This is a genomic window from Motilimonas sp. E26 (assembly GCF_021278025.1).
In the GTDB taxonomy this organism is placed as follows: Bacteria; Pseudomonadota; Gammaproteobacteria; order Enterobacterales; family CBDFNC01; genus Motilimonas.
Map to the genome: position 1 here is coordinate 32019 of NZ_JAIBHJ010000021.1, position 16623 is coordinate 48641.

At 42.7% G+C, this 16623-nt stretch carries 16 protein-coding genes; 6 read left to right on the forward strand and 10 right to left on the reverse strand.

The features are described 5' to 3' along the window. Positions 1-6: 6 nt before the first annotated feature. Positions 7-870 carry a fructosamine kinase family protein gene (locus tag K1M91_RS15835; protein ID WP_232803215.1) on the reverse strand — a complete coding sequence of 288 codons (864 nt, stop codon included), beginning with the start codon at positions 868-870 and terminating at the stop codon, positions 7-9. A gap of 180 nt (positions 871-1050) precedes the next feature. On the opposite strand from K1M91_RS15835, the gene K1M91_RS15840 reads away from it, so the two are divergent. Further along, positions 1051-1497, forward strand: a complete 447-nt coding sequence (locus K1M91_RS15840; RefSeq protein WP_232803217.1) for a TerB family tellurite resistance protein — start codon at positions 1051-1053, stop codon at positions 1495-1497. Positions 1498-1555: 58 nt separating this feature from the next. Here K1M91_RS15840 and K1M91_RS15845 read toward each other — a convergent pair whose 3' ends face one another. The 3 genes from K1M91_RS15845 to leuB form a co-directional block, all read right to left on the reverse strand. Beyond that, a complete protein-coding gene (locus tag K1M91_RS15845; protein ID WP_232803219.1) occupies positions 1556-2101 on the reverse strand; it encodes a YcbK family protein in 546 nt (181 codons plus the stop codon). Between the two features lie 207 nt (positions 2102-2308). After that, positions 2309-3937, reverse strand: a complete 1629-nt coding sequence (locus tag K1M91_RS15850) for a L,D-transpeptidase family protein (RefSeq protein WP_232803221.1) — start codon at positions 3935-3937, stop codon at positions 2309-2311. Positions 3938-4160: 223 nt separating this feature from the next. Next, on the reverse strand, positions 4161-5267 hold the full coding sequence (leuB, locus tag K1M91_RS15855; protein ID WP_232803222.1) for a 3-isopropylmalate dehydrogenase: 1107 nt from the start codon (positions 5265-5267) through the stop codon (positions 4161-4163). A 250-nt stretch (positions 5268-5517) separates the two neighbouring features. On the opposite strand from leuB, the gene K1M91_RS15860 reads away from it, so the two are divergent. Together K1M91_RS15860 and K1M91_RS15865 are read left to right on the forward strand one after the other, a co-directional pair. Continuing rightward, positions 5518-5925, forward strand: a complete 408-nt coding sequence (locus K1M91_RS15860; protein ID WP_232803224.1) for a hypothetical protein — start codon at positions 5518-5520, stop codon at positions 5923-5925. A 124-nt stretch (positions 5926-6049) separates the two neighbouring features. Next, entirely contained in the window at positions 6050-6256 is a 207-nt protein-coding gene (locus K1M91_RS15865) for a DUF4250 domain-containing protein (RefSeq protein WP_232803226.1), read from the forward strand. On the opposite strand, the gene trxC is transcribed toward K1M91_RS15865, so the two are convergent. Then, complete coding sequence (gene trxC, locus K1M91_RS15870) at positions 6244-6672, reverse strand: thioredoxin TrxC (protein ID WP_232803228.1); 429 nt, start codon at positions 6670-6672, stop codon at positions 6244-6246. The genes K1M91_RS15865 and trxC overlap by 13 nt on opposite strands. 198 nt (positions 6673-6870) lie before the next feature. On the opposite strand from trxC, the gene K1M91_RS15875 reads away from it, so the two are divergent. Both K1M91_RS15875 and ybaK read left to right on the forward strand, forming a co-directional pair. Then, positions 6871-9255 carry a glycosyl hydrolase family 18 protein gene (locus tag K1M91_RS15875; protein ID WP_232803230.1) on the forward strand — a complete coding sequence of 795 codons (2385 nt, stop codon included), beginning with the start codon at positions 6871-6873 and terminating at the stop codon, positions 9253-9255. 111 nt (positions 9256-9366) lie between these two features. Further along, positions 9367-9855 carry a Cys-tRNA(Pro) deacylase gene (ybaK, locus tag K1M91_RS15880; RefSeq protein WP_232803232.1) on the forward strand — a complete coding sequence of 163 codons (489 nt, stop codon included), beginning with the start codon at positions 9367-9369 and terminating at the stop codon, positions 9853-9855. Between the two features lie 103 nt (positions 9856-9958). Here the strand turns inward: ybaK and K1M91_RS15885 are convergent, their stop codons facing one another. The 5 genes from K1M91_RS15885 to K1M91_RS15905 form a co-directional block, all read right to left on the reverse strand. After that, the gene (locus K1M91_RS15885) at positions 9959-11200 is read right to left on the reverse strand and encodes a NupC/NupG family nucleoside CNT transporter (protein ID WP_232803234.1); all 1242 of its coding nucleotides are present in this window, start codon (positions 11198-11200) and stop codon (positions 9959-9961) included. Between the two features lie 514 nt (positions 11201-11714). After that, complete coding sequence (locus K1M91_RS15890; protein ID WP_232803236.1) at positions 11715-12935, reverse strand: phosphopentomutase; 1221 nt, start codon at positions 12933-12935, stop codon at positions 11715-11717. A 32-nt stretch (positions 12936-12967) separates the two neighbouring features. Continuing rightward, entirely contained in the window at positions 12968-13930 is a 963-nt protein-coding gene (gene tal, locus K1M91_RS15895; protein ID WP_232803238.1) for a transaldolase, read from the reverse strand. A gap of 11 nt (positions 13931-13941) precedes the next feature. Continuing rightward, entirely contained in the window at positions 13942-14652 is a 711-nt protein-coding gene (gene deoD, locus K1M91_RS15900) for a purine-nucleoside phosphorylase (protein WP_232803240.1), read from the reverse strand. Between the two features lie 24 nt (positions 14653-14676). Continuing rightward, complete coding sequence (locus K1M91_RS15905; RefSeq protein WP_232803242.1) at positions 14677-14847, reverse strand: DUF1427 family protein; 171 nt, start codon at positions 14845-14847, stop codon at positions 14677-14679. 284 nt (positions 14848-15131) lie between these two features. Here K1M91_RS15905 and K1M91_RS15910 point away from each other — a divergent pair, with 284 nt between their 5' ends. Next, positions 15132-16436, forward strand: coding sequence for a hypothetical protein (locus K1M91_RS15910; RefSeq protein ID WP_232803244.1), 1305 nt, complete (start codon positions 15132-15134; stop codon positions 16434-16436). The last annotated feature ends 187 nt before the right edge of the window (positions 16437-16623 follow it).

Genomic DNA, 16623 nt, shown 5'->3' on the forward strand with positions numbered 1-16623 from the left:
TGTTGACTACAGTAACATTATTCGTTTAACCAACATTTCAGTTTTGAATTGATGGTCGCTGCCATCTTGATTACACAAGGTTAATAGATAGTATAACTGATAGATCAGTTCGCGGTCGGTGTAGTCATGGGCCAGTGGCCACACATGTTCATAACCTTGATAAAAAGACTCGGGAAATACATTAAATAAACGGCTTCGTGCAATTTCAGCTTCGCGATCACCCCAATAGCTTGCTGTACCAAACACAACAGGCTCATCAAGATGGAAGCCAATGTTACCTAGCCATAAGTTGCCATGAAGTAGGCTAGGGGTCGGTTTATGATGGATTAATACCTGGTGGGCTTGGTCAACAATTGAGTTGATATTTCCAAATGCCATGCCATTTTCTAAGGCTAGCTCTAGTTGCCAGCCAATGCGCTGTTCTGAAAAAAAGGTAGACCAACGTTTGGCCCATCGATTCGGTTGTACCAAGGCGCTGATGTAGTTGTCTGTGTCCCAACCGAACATTTTTTGCTCACCGTATTGATGCATACGTGCTATTTGTTCGCCAGTAGCATACCAGCTTTGATCCTTTGCATAGGAAAAGTTAAAGTATTCAAGTACCAAGTAGCTAAACGCTCTGGTGGTGCCATAACAAATTACTTTTGGACATTGGATTGTTTGGCTTTGGCTGATTTTACTTAAGTTATCGGTCTGGCAAGCAAAAAGTTCGAGTTTATCGAGCTCATCAATTTTGACAAAAAACTGTTCATGAGCACTGCTTAATCGATAAGTATGGGATATGTTCCCATTTAATAGTGGCTTTTTCTCTATGGGTTGGAATTCTTGGTTGAGCGCGCTGCTGATGTTTTTACAGATGTCTGACCACATAGGAAGTATCCTTGTAGTTAAATAAAACAAGCGTTTAGTCAAAATCAAGTATAGTAGACTATCTACTAGATAGGATGTTTGTTATTGGCTTTTTTGTTGTTTGTTTTTTGCTAGCGCGACAATCACGTTATAAAAGGTTGAATGTATCGCCAGTGTTGTCTTGTTAAAAATAGGAATATTATGATTGCTGCATTAAAAAGTTTTTTTGCTGATTTACAGATAGAAGAAAAACCAGATCGAATTGAGATTGAGCTAGCGGTGGCGGTGCTTCTGACAGAAGTTGGACAAGCTGATAGTGAGATGTCAACGGCAGAACAAGACAAGATTGAGCACATGTTGGTGAAGGCTTTTGGTTTAAGTGATGAAGAGGCAAAAGCCTTGTTACTTAAAGCGCAACAACAGCAAGACAAGTCAGTTTCAATGCAAACGTTTACGTCGGTGCTAAAAGAGCAACTCAGTTACGAGCAGCGAGTTCGTTTCGTTAAAGGTATGTGGTTAGTAGCCTATGCTGACAATCAGCTAGACCCCTATGAAGATTACATCATTCGCAAAATTGCGGATTTACTCTATCTAAAACACAGTGATTTTATTCAGACTAAACTCAGCGCTGAATCACAGAGCAAGTAGCATTAAGGCTCAGCCAAACCTATTTATTTGGCTGAGGACTTTTCCTGAGTATCTATTATTATCCCCAGGCGCGAGTAGGCCCAGTGTCAATATGAATGAAATCGCGGTAGCGACCGACACCACCAGAGCGTAAAGACATCGCTGCTTGGTGAACATCTTTCATTGGCACACCTTCAATAAAAAAGTCGATTGCTTGACCTGTCATGTGAAAGCTTTTTTTGGCGACCTTGCTTGATTTGCTACGTAGCATTTTATTAGTAGCAGGTGAGCGATAACCACTGATAATTTTAATTGGCGCATCTTCAACCTTAAGTTTAAGGCGGATTGCGTTTAGCTTGTCGTACAACCTTGCGTCCATCATAGTGGCTTGATCTTGTCTAAAGTCACGGCAGATATGATTTAGCTCCAGTAATCCTTCGCGTACGTATTGTGAGCCATTGAAGTATTCACAACTAGCAGACTCGCCAGTATGAACACTTGAAAGGGTCAAAATGCGATTACTTGGTACAACGGTTTTAGTTGCATGAGCAAGGTTAGGTAATAGGGTTGAAGCTGCTGTCAGCCCGCCTAATGCTAAAAATTGTCTACGATTTATCGAAGCCATAAATACTACTCAACTGTTATGGAATGGGTAAAACGTGGAAAGCAATTATGTTGCCATTCATGTGCAACAAACTTTATTGTAGGATGATATCCGTATTAGAAAAGTATGAGCCGTTCCAAGCCCAGTCACCATAACGGTAGTACAAAAAAGGGTCAAACCTATGTTTGACCCTTTAGTGTGTTTTGTGAGAGATGCACCCTCAAATTATTATAATTTTGCCAGCGGTTTTGCACTATTACGAACAGTCTGGCGAATGTTTGTGTCAATAACTGGTTGATCGAAATCATAAATATCATTTCTGAAATTTAATTTGCCCTTATCATCGACCCACGCTGTTTGGTAGATGGTGTGTACCGGCAATTTTAAGCGTAATGAAATCGCTTTGGTTTTAATTTCGCCTTCATTTTTTTGCAGGTACTCAAAATCTTTTGGATTCTTCTTCGATAATGTAAGCAATTTTTCTGCAAACTTACTTGCGTGCTCAACCCTGACACAGCCGGAGCTAAGAGAACGGTTTTCTCTATTAAATAGCGATTTTCCTGGTGTGTCGTGCAAATAGATCGCCATGTCATTAGGGGTGTTGAACTTATAACGACCTAATGCATTGCTGTTACCTGGCGGTTGACGCATACGGTAAGGAAAACGTTTTGGGTTAATTGTCTGCCAGTCTATTTCCTCAGGAGCAATCACTGGAGCATTCGCTCTCCAACTTTGGATCACTTGGTAGCCTTTGCTCGGTAAGTAACTTTCATCACGCTTGGCCTTTGGGATAATATCCTCTTGCATTATCTTTACCGGGATATTCCAGCCTGGATTAAACACAATGGAGTCGAGTCGAGTGATAAATATCGGCGTTTGACGAGAAGGGCGGCCAACAATTACACGCGTTTCAAACACCCGTTGTTCGTCAACCCATACATCCATTTCAAACGCAGGTACGTTTACTACCACTATGCCTTTTTTGTCTTCAGGCCATAATGATAAACGTAACATGTTAAGGGCTAATAATTGCTGACGCTTTTCGATAGAAGCATTGAGCCATGCTAATGTTTTGGGGCCGATAATTCCGTCTGCATATAAGCCATGACGGCGTTGAAACACTCGGATATGCTCTTGCAGTTCAGCAGACAAATAAGTGAGATGTAAATCTTTTAGCTGTTGTGCCTGTTCGGCTGAAATATCACCGAGTAGGGCAAGAATATCAATCACTTGCTCAGCACTCTGTAGAGGGTCATTGTCTCTAACCACTCGCACTGGCTCGTTTACAACTGGCCAGCTTACATCTGCTAAGGTATTAAAATGCTCTTTAACTGCCGCCATTTGTTGGTATTGGCTAAAGTGAGACTGCTGCTCTTCGATAAAAGTTGATAATTGATTTAGCTTTAGAGCCTGATAAAGGGCATAGGCTTGAGTTCGCTCTCCTATCAATACAACCTTTTGCTTTTTCTTTGAGTTTGGCTGAAAGAACCAATCTACACCGACTTGTTGCATTGATTCTTTGTAGCGATAAACATAAAGCAAGGCATTAGCAAATAGCTGACGGTTTTCAGCGCTGGATAACGAAAAATTGACCTGTTGTAGTTGCTGCCAGTTATTGGTGAGTTGTTCATCAACACGAGACTCACCAGCCATCGTAATCTGTTGCTTGGCTGCTTCAAAATGACGGCTGTCTAGCCAAGTGTCATAATGCATCAACCGTTGGTAGTTCTCTCCTTGCAAGGAGACATTTGATACATCGGTTTGTACTTGCCATTCACTAGGAAAACTGTGCTGCGGGCTAGCACTTACCACAGGGGTCAGTAGTATCGACGCAAACGCGGCTAAGAAAGGTTTCACTGTATAACTCCAAAATATTCAAAGTTGGCTATAAGCCAAGAGGCTGGAGAGCTGAAAATATTATTATGTTTGTGCGGTTTTATAGCGTATTAGTAAACGCATTATTTTTATATTGCACAAGGTAGAAAGTAAGAGGCTGTTTGTCAATTATTAATAAAGATTAATCTTGATATAACGAAAAAACGCACCCGAAGGTGCGCTTTGAAATACGATTTAGGCGAAACTATGCCACTGGCATTTCAGCGAGTGCGGCACATACCATGTCACCGAATTTTTCGGTGCTGATTAATGTAGCTTCGCTGTCTTTTGACAGGTCAGGTGTTGAAAAGCCAGCGCCAAATACACTTTGCATTGCTGCCCACAGGTTTTTCGCTTCTTGCTCCATGCCAAAGCTCATTTCTAGCATTAATGCTACTGAGCCGATCATAGAGTAAGGGTTGGCAATGCCTTTGCCTGCGATGTCAGGTGCGCTGCCGTGAGAAGGCTCGTAGTAAGATTTCTCTGGGCCCTTACATGCTGAAGGCATTAGACCTAGAGAGCCAAGAATACCGCCACCTTGGTCACTTAGAATGTCACCAAACATGTTTTCCATTACCATCACGTCAAATTGTGCTGGGTTTAAACATAGGTAGGTAGCTGCCGCATCGACTAAGATGTTTTTCACTTCAACGTCAGGGAAGTCTACAGCTACTTCATCGACAATCTCGTTCCAAAGCACAGATGATTTAAGTACGTTTGATTTATGAATATTGTGCAGTACTTTCTTACGTTTTTGCGCAACTTCAAAACCAACTACAATGATTTGACGGATTTGGTCTTCATCGTATTCAAGCACTTCACGGACATAACGCTTGCCGTCTTCGTTAACGCCAACTTCTTTATGACCAAAGTAAAGACCACCCACTAGCTCGCGGATGATCATAATGTCGATACCTTCGCCAATCACTTCTTGCTTAAGAGGAGAGAAGTGAGATAGGGCTTTTGGTAAATAAACTGGACGGAAGTTCGCGTATGTGTTGTAACGACGACGCAGAGGTAATAACGCACCGCGCTCTGGCTGCTCGTCTACTGGGATCTTTTTCGACTCTTCATGGCTTAAGCCAATGGTGCCTTTTAAGATAGCATCAGCTTCATCACAAGCTTTAATTGTTTCTTCAGGGAATGATTTGCCGGTGGCAAAATAGGCTGCTGCACCAAATAGCACATCGTTAAGTTCAAAAGATACATCTTTGTTACGTTGTTCAACTAACTTTAGTACCTTTACCGCTTCCTTCATTACTTCTGGACCGATACCGTCACCTGCAAGTAATGCAATTTTATAGTTTTTCATTATTTTCCTTAGCTAGCGCTACTTCCTAATTTCTGCGCAGAATAATAAGGAAAAGGGGGCCTTAATGCAATCCGAGTGTGGTGCAATGTTAATAGTTATGCACAATGAGTAAGTAACTTTTCAAAAGTGATCATCGCCTACGTCATAATTTGTCATTATTGCACCCAGATTTGCCTCAGTTTAGCCGTCAAATAACCCTTTTTTATTGTTGTAATGTTTTCTATAGGCAGTTCAATGAAGGAAGGGAACAATGAAATATCAACTAGGAAAGACAATACTCAACAGCGTGCTCATTACTTTACTATTACTATTTCTAACGAATTTACTGCAACCGTTAAAGGCTGCCACTTGGTCGGAGCGAGAAGTTGCTGAGAGTTTGGAAGGGCAGTTAACTGAAGCGCTTTCTCATTCTGGTTGGGCGATGGCAAGTACAGTCGGAGCATCATTATTGGATAATTCTAAAGCGCACCTCGAAACTTCGGGGGCAAACAATGACCCAGATGCGGTTCTCAACATATTTAAAGCAGGTTTAGCGCTACCTGAGTCGGAAAAGAATCTTCATTTAATGGCTATTTTTACCTTAATTTTGTTGTTGAGCGGCGCGAGTCTGTTTATGCGACAGCAGTGTCAAAAAATGCAACTGTTAAAGGATGAGTAGCGACTTTAGCGCGTTATGGATCAGCAAATGGTACGTTTTATCCGCTTAAGTAACACTGAGGTTATTTACTCGGGCCTGTATAAAGACAACAATGTAGTTTTGTATTTTACTGTTTGGAGAAAAAATGAACTTCAGCCAATACTTAACCATGGATATTAATATGTTACTGAGCATTGTTAATATGAAGTTGCGTGATGAAGGGGAGCAGTTAGACGATTTTTGCCAGCGCTATGAATTGGATAAAACGCAGCTTGAGCTGCGTTTGAATAATCATGGCTGGTTCTATCAATCCAGTCGTAATCAGTTCTCTCAAACAGATCAAAGAACTTGATCTAGCCATTGGCTAAACTGGCCGGCGGGCAGAGCGCCTGCTAATTGCTGTACCACTTTGCCATCCTTAAACACCATTAAGCTTGGAATACTGCGAATACGGTATTGACTACCTAATTGTGTTTCTACTTCAGTATTTACTTTGGCAAAAATAGCACGGTTTTTATAGCCATTGGCCGTTTGTGAAAATACCGGGGCAAACTGTTGGCAGGGACCACACCAGCTTGCCCAAAAATCAACCACAATTGGGACACCACTATTAATAAGGTGCGTAAAATTATCGCTGGTCGCCTCGACGGGCATACCTGCGAATAAATTTGTTTTACATTTACCACATTGTGGTTGCTGCGCTAGCTTGTTGGTTGCGATACGGTTTTTAATACTGCAGTGGGGGCAGCGAATAATACAAGTGTCCATGATATTTCCAGTTTGTATGTTGATTGCGTATGAATGCTAATTTAATACATGCGTAAGCGTAGGTAAAACCCCCTGTTTTACATCAAAAAGTTGAGACTGATCCAATTTTTTCTAATGTAATTAGTGCCGCTTAGGTATTTTGATTTATGATGAAATGGCAATAAAGGAACTTATTGTAACAACTTCAGGATGAATACGATGAATATGAAACTATCGACCATCGCCTCTTTGGTGATTGGCGCTTGCGTTAGTTCGCAAGCGATGGCGGCTGAGCCAATTCAGTGGCAAGCCGGAAAAACACAAGTCAGTAACGGTGATTTAGTTATTTATAATAACAGCTGTTACGTTGCTAAAAATAATCCCGGCACTTGGGAAACCCCAACTGCCACTTCTTGGTTTTGGTCAGCGACAAGCTGTGGCACTTCTCCCACTGTTGAGCCAACAGTTGCCCCTACTGTTACTCCAACTGTAGAGCCTTCTGTTCCACCAACAACTGAGCCTACTATTGAGCCATCTCTACCACCGGTTGATATGATTGTTTGGGTACCAGGCAAAACCAGTGTGAGCAACGGCGACCAAGTCAGTTACAACAACCGCTGCTTTGAAGCGAAAAATAATCCAGGTCCTTGGGAAACGCCTGCGGCTGGCGGCAACTGGTTCTGGAATGAAATTAGTTGTGGTGGCACTGTGCCTACCCAGGAGCCGACTCAAGAGCCAACTCAAGAGCCTAGCCAAGAACCAACGCAAGAGCCGACCTTACCTCCGACTCAAGAGCCTACCCAAGAGCCAACATTAGAACCAACACAAGAGCCAACACCACCGCCATCTTCTGGCGTTTGTGATGAGCCTACTTATGTTGCTGGTACGCCTTATGCGGCTGGCGATGTTGTTCAAAATAATGAAAAAGGCTACGAGTGTCTCATTGGTGGTTGGTGTTCATCTGACCAAGGCTTCTATTATGAGCCTGGTGTGGGCAGTGCATGGCAAGATGCTTGGGCAGAAGTTAAAGCCTGTCCAGCAGTGGTTACAGACGTTACCTTTACCGCGCCCGTTAAAGGCAGCGCACATTTACAAGGCAGTTTGATAGATGTAGCCGTTAACGCTAAATCAACCGATGCTAACCGCACCATTACCAGTGTTGAGTTTTTTGCTAACAACGTCTCTATTGGCACAGACACTAACGCACCGTTTACCGTGTCTTATAAAGCAATGGACTTAGGTGATGTAGCCCTTAAAGCCGTGGCTACTGACAGTAAAAACCTAGTTGGTGTGGCATTAAGTAACATCAAAGTAAGCGATAAACCTGTTGTAGTTGAAATTACTGCACCAAGTAAAGGTAAAGTAAACACAGGTAAAGCGGTTGCAATCGAAGTATCAGCTGAGTCAATTCCTGCTGCTATTTCTAAAGTTGATTTCTATCAAGATGGCGCGATGGTTGGCAGCGATACTAGCTACCCATACAGCTATAACATGACATTCACGACAGACGGTGATCACTTAGTTAAAGTAGTCGCTACCGACAGTAAAGGTAATGCTGCAGAAGATACTAAAACCGTTAAAGCGACGAGTATTCCACCTTTAGCTGATCGCGCTGTGATTGGTTACTGGCATAACTTTGAAAATGGCAGTGGCTTCCCGCTACTACCTGAAGTGTCGCCTGAATGGGATATTATCAATGTTTCTTTTGCTGAGCCGAAACGTGGCAGCGAATCAGACATGATTTTAGAAATTCAGACCAAGTTAGGTCACAGTGAAGCGCAAATGAAATCAGACATCGAGTTTGTTCAAGCGCGTGGCCAGAAAGTGTTGATTTCTATTGGCGGTGCCAATGCCCATGTGAAATTGAAAACAGATGCTGAGCGCGAAGAATTCACTGCCAGTATGATAGCGATGATTGAAAACTACGGCTTCGACGGTCTGGACATTGACCTTGAAGGTGGTTCAACGTTAGCTCTGAACAGCGATGATAAGGATTTCCGTAATCCAACCACGCCAACCACAGTGAACATGATCCGCGCGGTTAAAGACATTATTGCTCACTTTAACGGTGATTTAATCTTGTCTATGGCGCCGGAAACACTCTACGTGCAAAGTGGTTACCGTGCTTACGGCCCATTAGAAGGTGCTTACTTGCCGATTATCCACGCACTACGTGATGAGTTAACAGTTATCCATGTACAGCTGTACAACACGGGTAGCATTAACGCTCTAGATGGACAAGCATACGGTCAAGGTACACCTGACTTCATCGTGGCGATGACTGAAATGATGTTAACTGGCTTTAAAGTCGGCGATCACTTCTTCCCAGGCCTACGCCCTGATCAGGTGGCCATTGGTCTTCCGTCAATTCCAGCGGCAGCACCATCTGGCGGCTTTGTCAGTGTATCAGATACCCAAAAAGCAATGGATTACTTGATTTCAGGTAAGAGCTTTGGTGGTAAATATGTACTGCAAAACCCAGAAGGTTACAATAATCTACGAGGTGTAATGACTTGGTCAATTAACTGGGATCGTACCCAAGGTAGTAAATTTGTTAACGGTCACGCTAGCTACTTTGACAGTTTGCCACCAGTGACTAAATAGCACTTAGCTAATAAAATGAATGAGCCCTAGCAATGTTAGGGCTTTTTTTTATCTAAAAATTTCAATATGATAGGTGTAATTACTAATAATAAACAAGTCTTTGGTACTGTTATGACACCCGCCGTACGATTACTTAAAAAACAAAACATCCCCTACGAAATTCATGAATACCAGCATGACAAAGCCAATCATGACTTTGGTAAAGAAGCTGCTGAAAAGCTAGGCTTAGATCAAAACCTAGTCTTTAAAACTTTATTGGCCTGTGACGCAACAGATAAAAATAAACTGGTGGTCGCGATTGTTCCCGTGGCAGGTTTACTTGATTTAAAAGCATTAGCTAAAGCCGCCAAAATAAAAAAAATGGTGATGGCTGAACCGATGCATGCCGAGCGAGTAACGGGTTATATTGTTGGCGGCATTAGCCCCATTGCCCAGAAGAAACGCCTACCTACTTTTTTAGACAGCTCTGCGGCCGGGTTAGAAACTTTGTATATCAGTGGCGGGAAACGCGGGCTTGATCTTGCCTTAAGTTGCGAAGGTTTAATGAAAGCAACAGGGGCTGCGCTTGCTGATATTAGAGAAGAAAAGGGAAGAAGTTAACCAATTAAGCAACAAGCTTACAAGGCTTCGCTATGGCATGTCACCAGCCATAAAAAACCGGCCAATCGGCCGGTTTTAATATATTCAGTTGCAGCAAAAGAGCCTATAGAGCGATAAACAAACCTGCTAATGCCGCGCTCATTAAGTTAGCTAATGAAGCCGCGATGATTGCTTTAACGCCTAATTTAGCAATGTCATGACGACGTGTAGGTGCCATGGTACCTAAACCACCCAGTAGAATAGCCACTGATGACAGGTTAGCAAAACCACATAATGCGAAAGTAACGATAACTTGTGTGTTCATTGAAAGCGTTTCACGCATACCCACAAAGTCAATGTAAGCAACAAACTCGTTAAGTACTAGCTTTTGCCCGATGAAGCTACCAGCAGTAACCGCTTCAGCCCATGGCACACCAATAAGCCAAGCAACAGGTGCAAAAACATAACCTAAAATTAATTGAATTGTGAAGTTGTCATGGCCAAATACACCACCAACGTAGCCGACAAAACTATTCATTAGCGCAATAAGACCAATGAAAGCTAACAGCATTGCACCAACATTAAGAGCAAGTTGTAAGCCTGACGATGCACCTGATGCCGCAGCGTCAATCACGTTAGCTGGCTTATCTTCTTGCTCAGCCATCGCGTCATCCATGTTATCGATAACTTGTTGCGTTTCTGGCTTCATCATTTTAGCCATTAACAAACCGCCAGGGGCGGCCATGAAAGAAGCGGCAATTAGATACTTAAGCTCAACACCTAGACCTGCATAGCCTGCCAATACAGAACCAGCAACACTCGCTAAACCACCTACCATAATAGCGAATAGCTCAGATTGGGTCATTTTAGGAATGAATGGGCGCACAACTAATGGCGCTTCAGTTTGGCCAACAAAGATGTTTGCAGTTGCAGACATGGCTTCAGGACGACTAATGCGAAGTACTTTATGTAAACCACCACCGATTAGTTTGATGATCCATTGCATTACGCCAAGGTAGTAAAGTACCGCAATTAGTGAAGAGAAAAAGATAATAATAGGCAGCACGCGGAAAGCGAAGACAAAGCCGCCGCCACCGAATACTTCAAACATCTTATTGCTGACGAGACCGCCGAATAAGAAGTTGATACCGGCTTGGGCACTATCAATAACAGCTTGAACGCCACCTGAGATGCTTTCTAATACATCTTTACCAAATGGGACGTATAGTACAAAAGCACCTAAGCCAGCTTGAATGGCAAATGCCCCCAAAATGGTTCTAAAGTTAATTGCTTTTTTATTATCGCTTAAGAGATATGCAATTAAGAGCAATGCACCTATCCCTATTAAACTCATTAATGCTGCCATGGTAGTTCCTTTTATTATCTAGTTAATCATTGTGCTGTCGGTGACGGCTGGCTTACGCCTAATCTTGGTTAATCAGTTTTAGCAGGTTTATTCACTGAGTTTTTTCATTAATCTCGATGGATAATCCTGTCGTTGGGCATAGCACCACTTTGAGCGCTTGCCTGTAAATCACCCGTGCAATATGCCTGAAATACAAGCCTCGATTTTCACCATGCCTCACATTTTTAGGGTAGATATCACTCAAATTTTAAGATGCTTACCGTTTGTGTTGTTGGACATGATCAAGGGGATATTGTTTTAAGCGTTATTGCGTCTTTTAAGCCAGATACGCTGAAATAATCACCACGGATAAAAGTTAGCTTGTCATTAATAGTAGGTATTGATGCTGAGGTAGCCAGTAAAGGGCGAATTTAAGGCAAAAAAAAGCCAGTCAATGGACAGACTGGCAAAACGGGAAGTAACACAAAAACGGGTATAACAAATAATGGGGAAAAGGATAAATCGGCAAATTGGATTAAAGTAGGTTCACACCATAATCCATCTTTGTCAGACCAAAATAACTTGCTAAGGTTTGGCCAATGTCGGCAAAAGTCTCACTCTTTCCTAACTCGCCAGGCTTCACATTCTTACCGTAGATCAGTACTGGGATATGCTCACGGGTATGATCTGTACCAGGCCAAGTAGGATCGCAACCATGATCAGCCGTGATAATTAAAATATCGTCAGGCAGCATGGCATCGAGTACTTCAGGTAATCGTTGATCTAAATACTCAAGAGCTTGCGCATAACCCGCTACGTCTCGTCGGTGTCCATAAGCAGAGTCGAAATCAACTAAATTAGTAAACACAATACTATTAGCGGGCGCGGTGCTCATTTCAGCTAAAGTGGCATCTAACAGCGGGCCAATGCCAGTTGCTTTGGTCTTTTTGGTGATGCCACAGTGCGCATAAATATCTGCTATTTTGCCAACGGAAATCACGTCACCTTGGATCTCATTAACTAGCTTGTCCAGCACAGTAGGTGCAGGGGGCTCAAGAGAGTAATCACGACGGTTACCGGTGCGCGCAAATTCGCCTTTTGCTGGGCCGATAAATGGACGAGCGATAACACGACCAATGTTATAAGGCTCAAGCTCTTCACGAACGATTAAGCAAAGTTCAAGTAAACGATCTAGGCCAAAGGTTTCTTCATGGCAGGCTATTTGGAACACCGAGTCGGCCGAAGTGTAAAAAATAGGCTTACCGGTTGCCATATGCTCTTCGCCAAATTGATCTAACACGTGTGTGCCCGACGCGTGACAATTAGCGAGGTAGCCTGGTAAGTTGGCGCGCTCGACAATCTTGTCTAATAGTTCAACTGGAAAACTGTTTTCTTTTTCATGGAAATAGCCCCAATCAAACAATACTGGTACTCCGGCTATTTCCCAATGGCCAGAAGGAGTGTCTTTACCGGTGGAAAGCTCTGCGGCATAACCGTATGCACCAATAATCTCAGGGCTGCTTGAGCAACCAGCGGGAAGTTGGCCGGTTGAGCCTAATGCGGCTAAACCTAGACCTAGGCGCTCTAAGTTTGGCAGTTGTATTGAACCACTGCGGTGTTCGTTATCGCAATGGCCTGCCGCACATTGCTGAGCAATATGGCCAAAGGTATCGCTCCCTTGGTCACCAAACTTTACTGCATCATCTGCAGCGCCAATGCCAAAAGAATCAGCAACTAATATTATGGCTCTTTTCATTTTTATTACCTCAGTAAGTGCGGCTAGGGTAGTTAGTGACGAGCTTGAAGACGCTCGCGGATAACTACTTCCAATTTTTCTTGGTCAGCGGCAAATAAACGAATGCCTTCTGCCAGTTTCTCAACGGCCATTGGATCTTGGTTGTGCTGCCAATAAAAATCGGCTTCTGTTAACGGCGTTGGTTTTGGCTCTACTGGCACATCTGCAGATAGCTTTTCGCTGACGGTTTCATTGCTTTGCTCTAATTGCGCCAGTAAACCTGGGCCAATAGTCAACTTATCACAGCCGGCTAGCGCAATGATTTGTCCCACATTTCTAAAACTGGCTCCCATCACTACCGTGCTGTAGCCATATTGCTTGTAGAATTGGTAAATTTTAGTAACAGACGCTACGCCTGGATCATTGTCAGCGGTGTATTCAACACCGTTCTGCTTTTTATACCAATCGTAAATACGGCCAACAAAAGGAGACACTAAATAGACATTAGCTTGGGCGCAAGCTTGGGCTTGAGCGAATGAAAAAAGCAAGGTCAGGTTACAACGAATGCCCTCTAGCTCTAGTTGCTCAGCCGCTTTAATACCCTGCCAAGTAGATGCCAATTTAATTAACACGCGGCTTTTATCAATGCCTTTACTTTCATACAGGGCAATCAGTTGTTTTGCTTTAGCAATGCTGCCTTGGGTGTCATAAGACAAACGCGCATCAACTTCTGTTGAAATTAAGCCTGGCACTTGTTTCACAATTTCAGCGCCAATGCTAACGGCTAAAAAGTCGCTAGCGGCATTGACTTGATCAGTTTCTGAGCCGCCTTGTGCGATTGCAAAGTCAATCGCTTGGCTGAAAACGGCCTCATATTCCGGTAACTTGGAAGCGCCTAAAATCAAAGATGGGTTTGTGGTCGCGTCTTCAGGCTTAAATTGTACGATGGCATTAATGTCGCCTGTGTCTGCTACCACCGAAGTGAAACGGCTTAATTGTTCTAATTGATTTGACATATTACTTCCTATTAAAGCTCGATAGCTGTAGCAAGCGCGACTTGCATCATATCGTTAAACGACGTTTGTCTTAGCTCAGCTGATAATGATTCATGACGACGAATATGATCTGACACGGTTAAAATACACAGTGCGTTGGCACCTAATTCAGCGGCGACACCGTAAAGGGCTGCGGCTTCCATTTCTACTCCAAGAATGCCGTATTTTTCCATAACATCAAACATTTCTGGCTGTGGTGTGTAGAATAAATCGGCTGAGAAAACATTGCCAACACGCACTTTAACGTCTTGAGCGCGGGCATTGTTAACTGCTTTTTCTAGCATGTTGTAGTCAGCAATAGCGGCAAAGTCGTGATCTTTAAAGCGCATACGGTTGATTTTTGAATCTGTGCTTGCGCCCATGGCAACAATTACGTCCATTAACTTCACTTCTTCACTGATCGCGCCGCAACTGCCGATACGAATGATGTTTTTAACACCATATTCGCTAATTAACTCGTGGGTATAGATAGAGCAAGATGGAATGCCCATGCCGTGACCCATCACTGAAATGCGCTTACCTTTGTATTCACCGGTAAAGCCCAGCATATTACGCACGTCAGTTACTTGCGTTACGTTCTCTAGATAAGTTTCAGCAATGAACTTGGCACGAAGCGGATCGCCAGGCATTAAAATAGTTTCTGCGAAATCACCTGGGTTTGCGTTAATGTGTGGAGTTGCCATGGTAAAAATTCCTTTACTAATAACTTATGAAAAAAAACGTTCTATGATCATTGCGTAAGCTTTGCCGCCGAGATAAACACCGACGATACCCATTACACCACTCAAAACAGGCGGCGCTGGAATAGGTAGCTTCAAGGCGCTAAAAACAACACCTACGACAAACCCTGCCAATATTGCTATCACTATTTCGTTCATGCCTTACCTGTTCTGTTGTGTTTAATTGATGTAATCAGTCTAGGCGTCATGCTAGCTATCAAACGAGATCTAAATCACACTAAACATCCAAATATATTATTTAAATCTCAATATTAACCCTTTGAGTTGTTATTCGTGAAAATTAGGACTAGGTTTTTAGCATTAAAGAGCGACACTTCGTTCGCTATTTTGTTGAGGGTTGAATGGTGTTTCGTACCACTTTTAATTGTTGTAAAAGTTATCCGTGTCATAACTTAGGCGTTGAAAATAGCTCTGAATATCAAATGGAAAGTAATCATTTAGGCTATCCTGCCATTCACTGTCGTGCGTGTGGTAGTTACCCTCCACTGGTCGATGATGTCAGTGTTGCACTGTTGCTAGAAGAGAAAATTAATATTCATTTTGGCCAACCCTTAACCGGTTGTACCCACTGTGAGAATATTTTTTTTATTGCGTACTGTACAAACAAGCCAGCAGAAAACAGTGCGAAACGATATGGCCACACCAGTGCCGGTCAGCAGCGTCTCAAGTGTGGAAATTGCCAAAATGTTTACAGCCTTAAATCAATTAAGCAAGTAGATAAGTTAGAGGGGTTGCTACACCTGATTGCTGACAATAAATCGACCTCTGAAATCATCGAACAGTTAGCCTGTGCGCCTAAAATTTACTACCAGTTACTGGCTAAACTAGCTGACATTTTACGATCTTATGCAAGGCTGAATGAGCAAATTTTATTGCGAAGTAACTTTCTTGCCTTGCATACAGAAAGTGATTTATTGCGCTACGCTGGTGACAAAACATTGTGGTGTTTAGCGACGACAGAAGCACAATCAGGTTATTGTTTGTTATACAACCATAACCTGTTACTGACCACACCTGCCAATACCGTCTACGAAGGCAAGGCCAGTAGTATTTTACCTGAGCCTAAAGTGCCTTCCATTTTAGCCGCCTTAACGACTCGCTATCAAAGCACCATGAGAAGGCCACATTTTGAGTCCCTGCACTACGGAATTAATTCGCCTTTGCGTGGTGCTCATTACGTTAAACCCAGTACTTTATCGTATGCTCATTTTCAGTTATTGCGCTTGTATTGTCAGCCGGCCAAGCACTTCCATCACTACATCGAGCATGAAAGTGCCATACGCGGCGCAGCATTAATGGCCAGTAGTGAGGAAATTAAAGCCGAGCAAGCGGAAGTTTTTTTCGTCTATCGTCACTTTACTGGCGGTAAAGAATTGCCAAGTAATGGCAATAATATTGGGTGGTGGAGTGACCGTTGGTACGGAACCCATTATGGTGCCTATTGCCCGATTACTTATCGCAATAAATATCCGGTGCCATTTTCATTATTCGATGCTAACGGGCCAAAGAAAGTACATCAATGGATCCAAGATCATCAAGCAGCTAGCTTAAAAAGTGCAAAGTCACTGGATGCAATGATCGAGATCCAACGTAATATTTATAATTTTTGCCACTTGTTGAAAAGTGGTGATACGCCGGCAATGCGGCTGGGATTTACTAAGCAAGTGCTGAATTTATCTGATTTGCTCAGCAGAGCCATTAATGCAGTACAAGGTGGACAGGTCTAAATCAGGGGATTCACTGTTAACTGTTTATTAAACAAACAATTAACATAAAATATAACAATAAATTGGTGTTTTATATTTTATTCATTAATAAACACGTGTGGTTAATACTGTAAAAACTGATAGGAAAAAGCATTAAAAGTGTGATTTTGCGCTGCTTTATTTGATTGACTGTCTTTAAAATCGGCCA

Excerpts from the sequence above, each read along its gene's own strand:
- K1M91_RS15835 (WP_232803215.1), bottom strand. The coding sequence starts at position 870 with ATGTGGTCAGACATCTGTAAAAACATCAGCAGCGCGCTCAACCAAGAA.
- K1M91_RS15840 (WP_232803217.1), top strand. The coding sequence starts at position 1,051 with ATGATTGCTGCATTAAAAAGTTTTTTTGCTGATTTACAGATAGAAGAA.
- K1M91_RS15845 (WP_232803219.1), bottom strand. The coding sequence starts at position 2,101 with ATGGCTTCGATAAATCGTAGACAATTTTTAGCATTAGGCGGGCTGACA.
- leuB (WP_232803222.1), bottom strand. The coding sequence starts at position 5,267 with ATGAAAAACTATAAAATTGCATTACTTGCAGGTGACGGTATCGGTCCA.
- K1M91_RS15860 (WP_232803224.1), top strand. The coding sequence starts at position 5,518 with ATGAAATATCAACTAGGAAAGACAATACTCAACAGCGTGCTCATTACT.
- K1M91_RS15865 (WP_232803226.1), top strand. The coding sequence starts at position 6,050 with ATGAACTTCAGCCAATACTTAACCATGGATATTAATATGTTACTGAGC.
- trxC (WP_232803228.1), bottom strand. The coding sequence starts at position 6,672 with ATGGACACTTGTATTATTCGCTGCCCCCACTGCAGTATTAAAAACCGT.
- K1M91_RS15875 (WP_232803230.1), top strand. The coding sequence starts at position 6,871 with ATGAATATGAAACTATCGACCATCGCCTCTTTGGTGATTGGCGCTTGC.
- ybaK (WP_232803232.1), top strand. The coding sequence starts at position 9,367 with ATGACACCCGCCGTACGATTACTTAAAAAACAAAACATCCCCTACGAA.
- K1M91_RS15885 (WP_232803234.1), bottom strand. The coding sequence starts at position 11,200 with ATGGCAGCATTAATGAGTTTAATAGGGATAGGTGCATTGCTCTTAATT.
- K1M91_RS15890 (WP_232803236.1), bottom strand. The coding sequence starts at position 12,935 with ATGAAAAGAGCCATAATATTAGTTGCTGATTCTTTTGGCATTGGCGCT.
- tal (WP_232803238.1), bottom strand. The coding sequence starts at position 13,930 with ATGTCAAATCAATTAGAACAATTAAGCCGTTTCACTTCGGTGGTAGCA.
- deoD (WP_232803240.1), bottom strand. The coding sequence starts at position 14,652 with ATGGCAACTCCACACATTAACGCAAACCCAGGTGATTTCGCAGAAACT.
- K1M91_RS15905 (WP_232803242.1), bottom strand. The coding sequence starts at position 14,847 with ATGAACGAAATAGTGATAGCAATATTGGCAGGGTTTGTCGTAGGTGTT.
- K1M91_RS15910 (WP_232803244.1), top strand. The coding sequence starts at position 15,132 with ATGGAAAGTAATCATTTAGGCTATCCTGCCATTCACTGTCGTGCGTGT.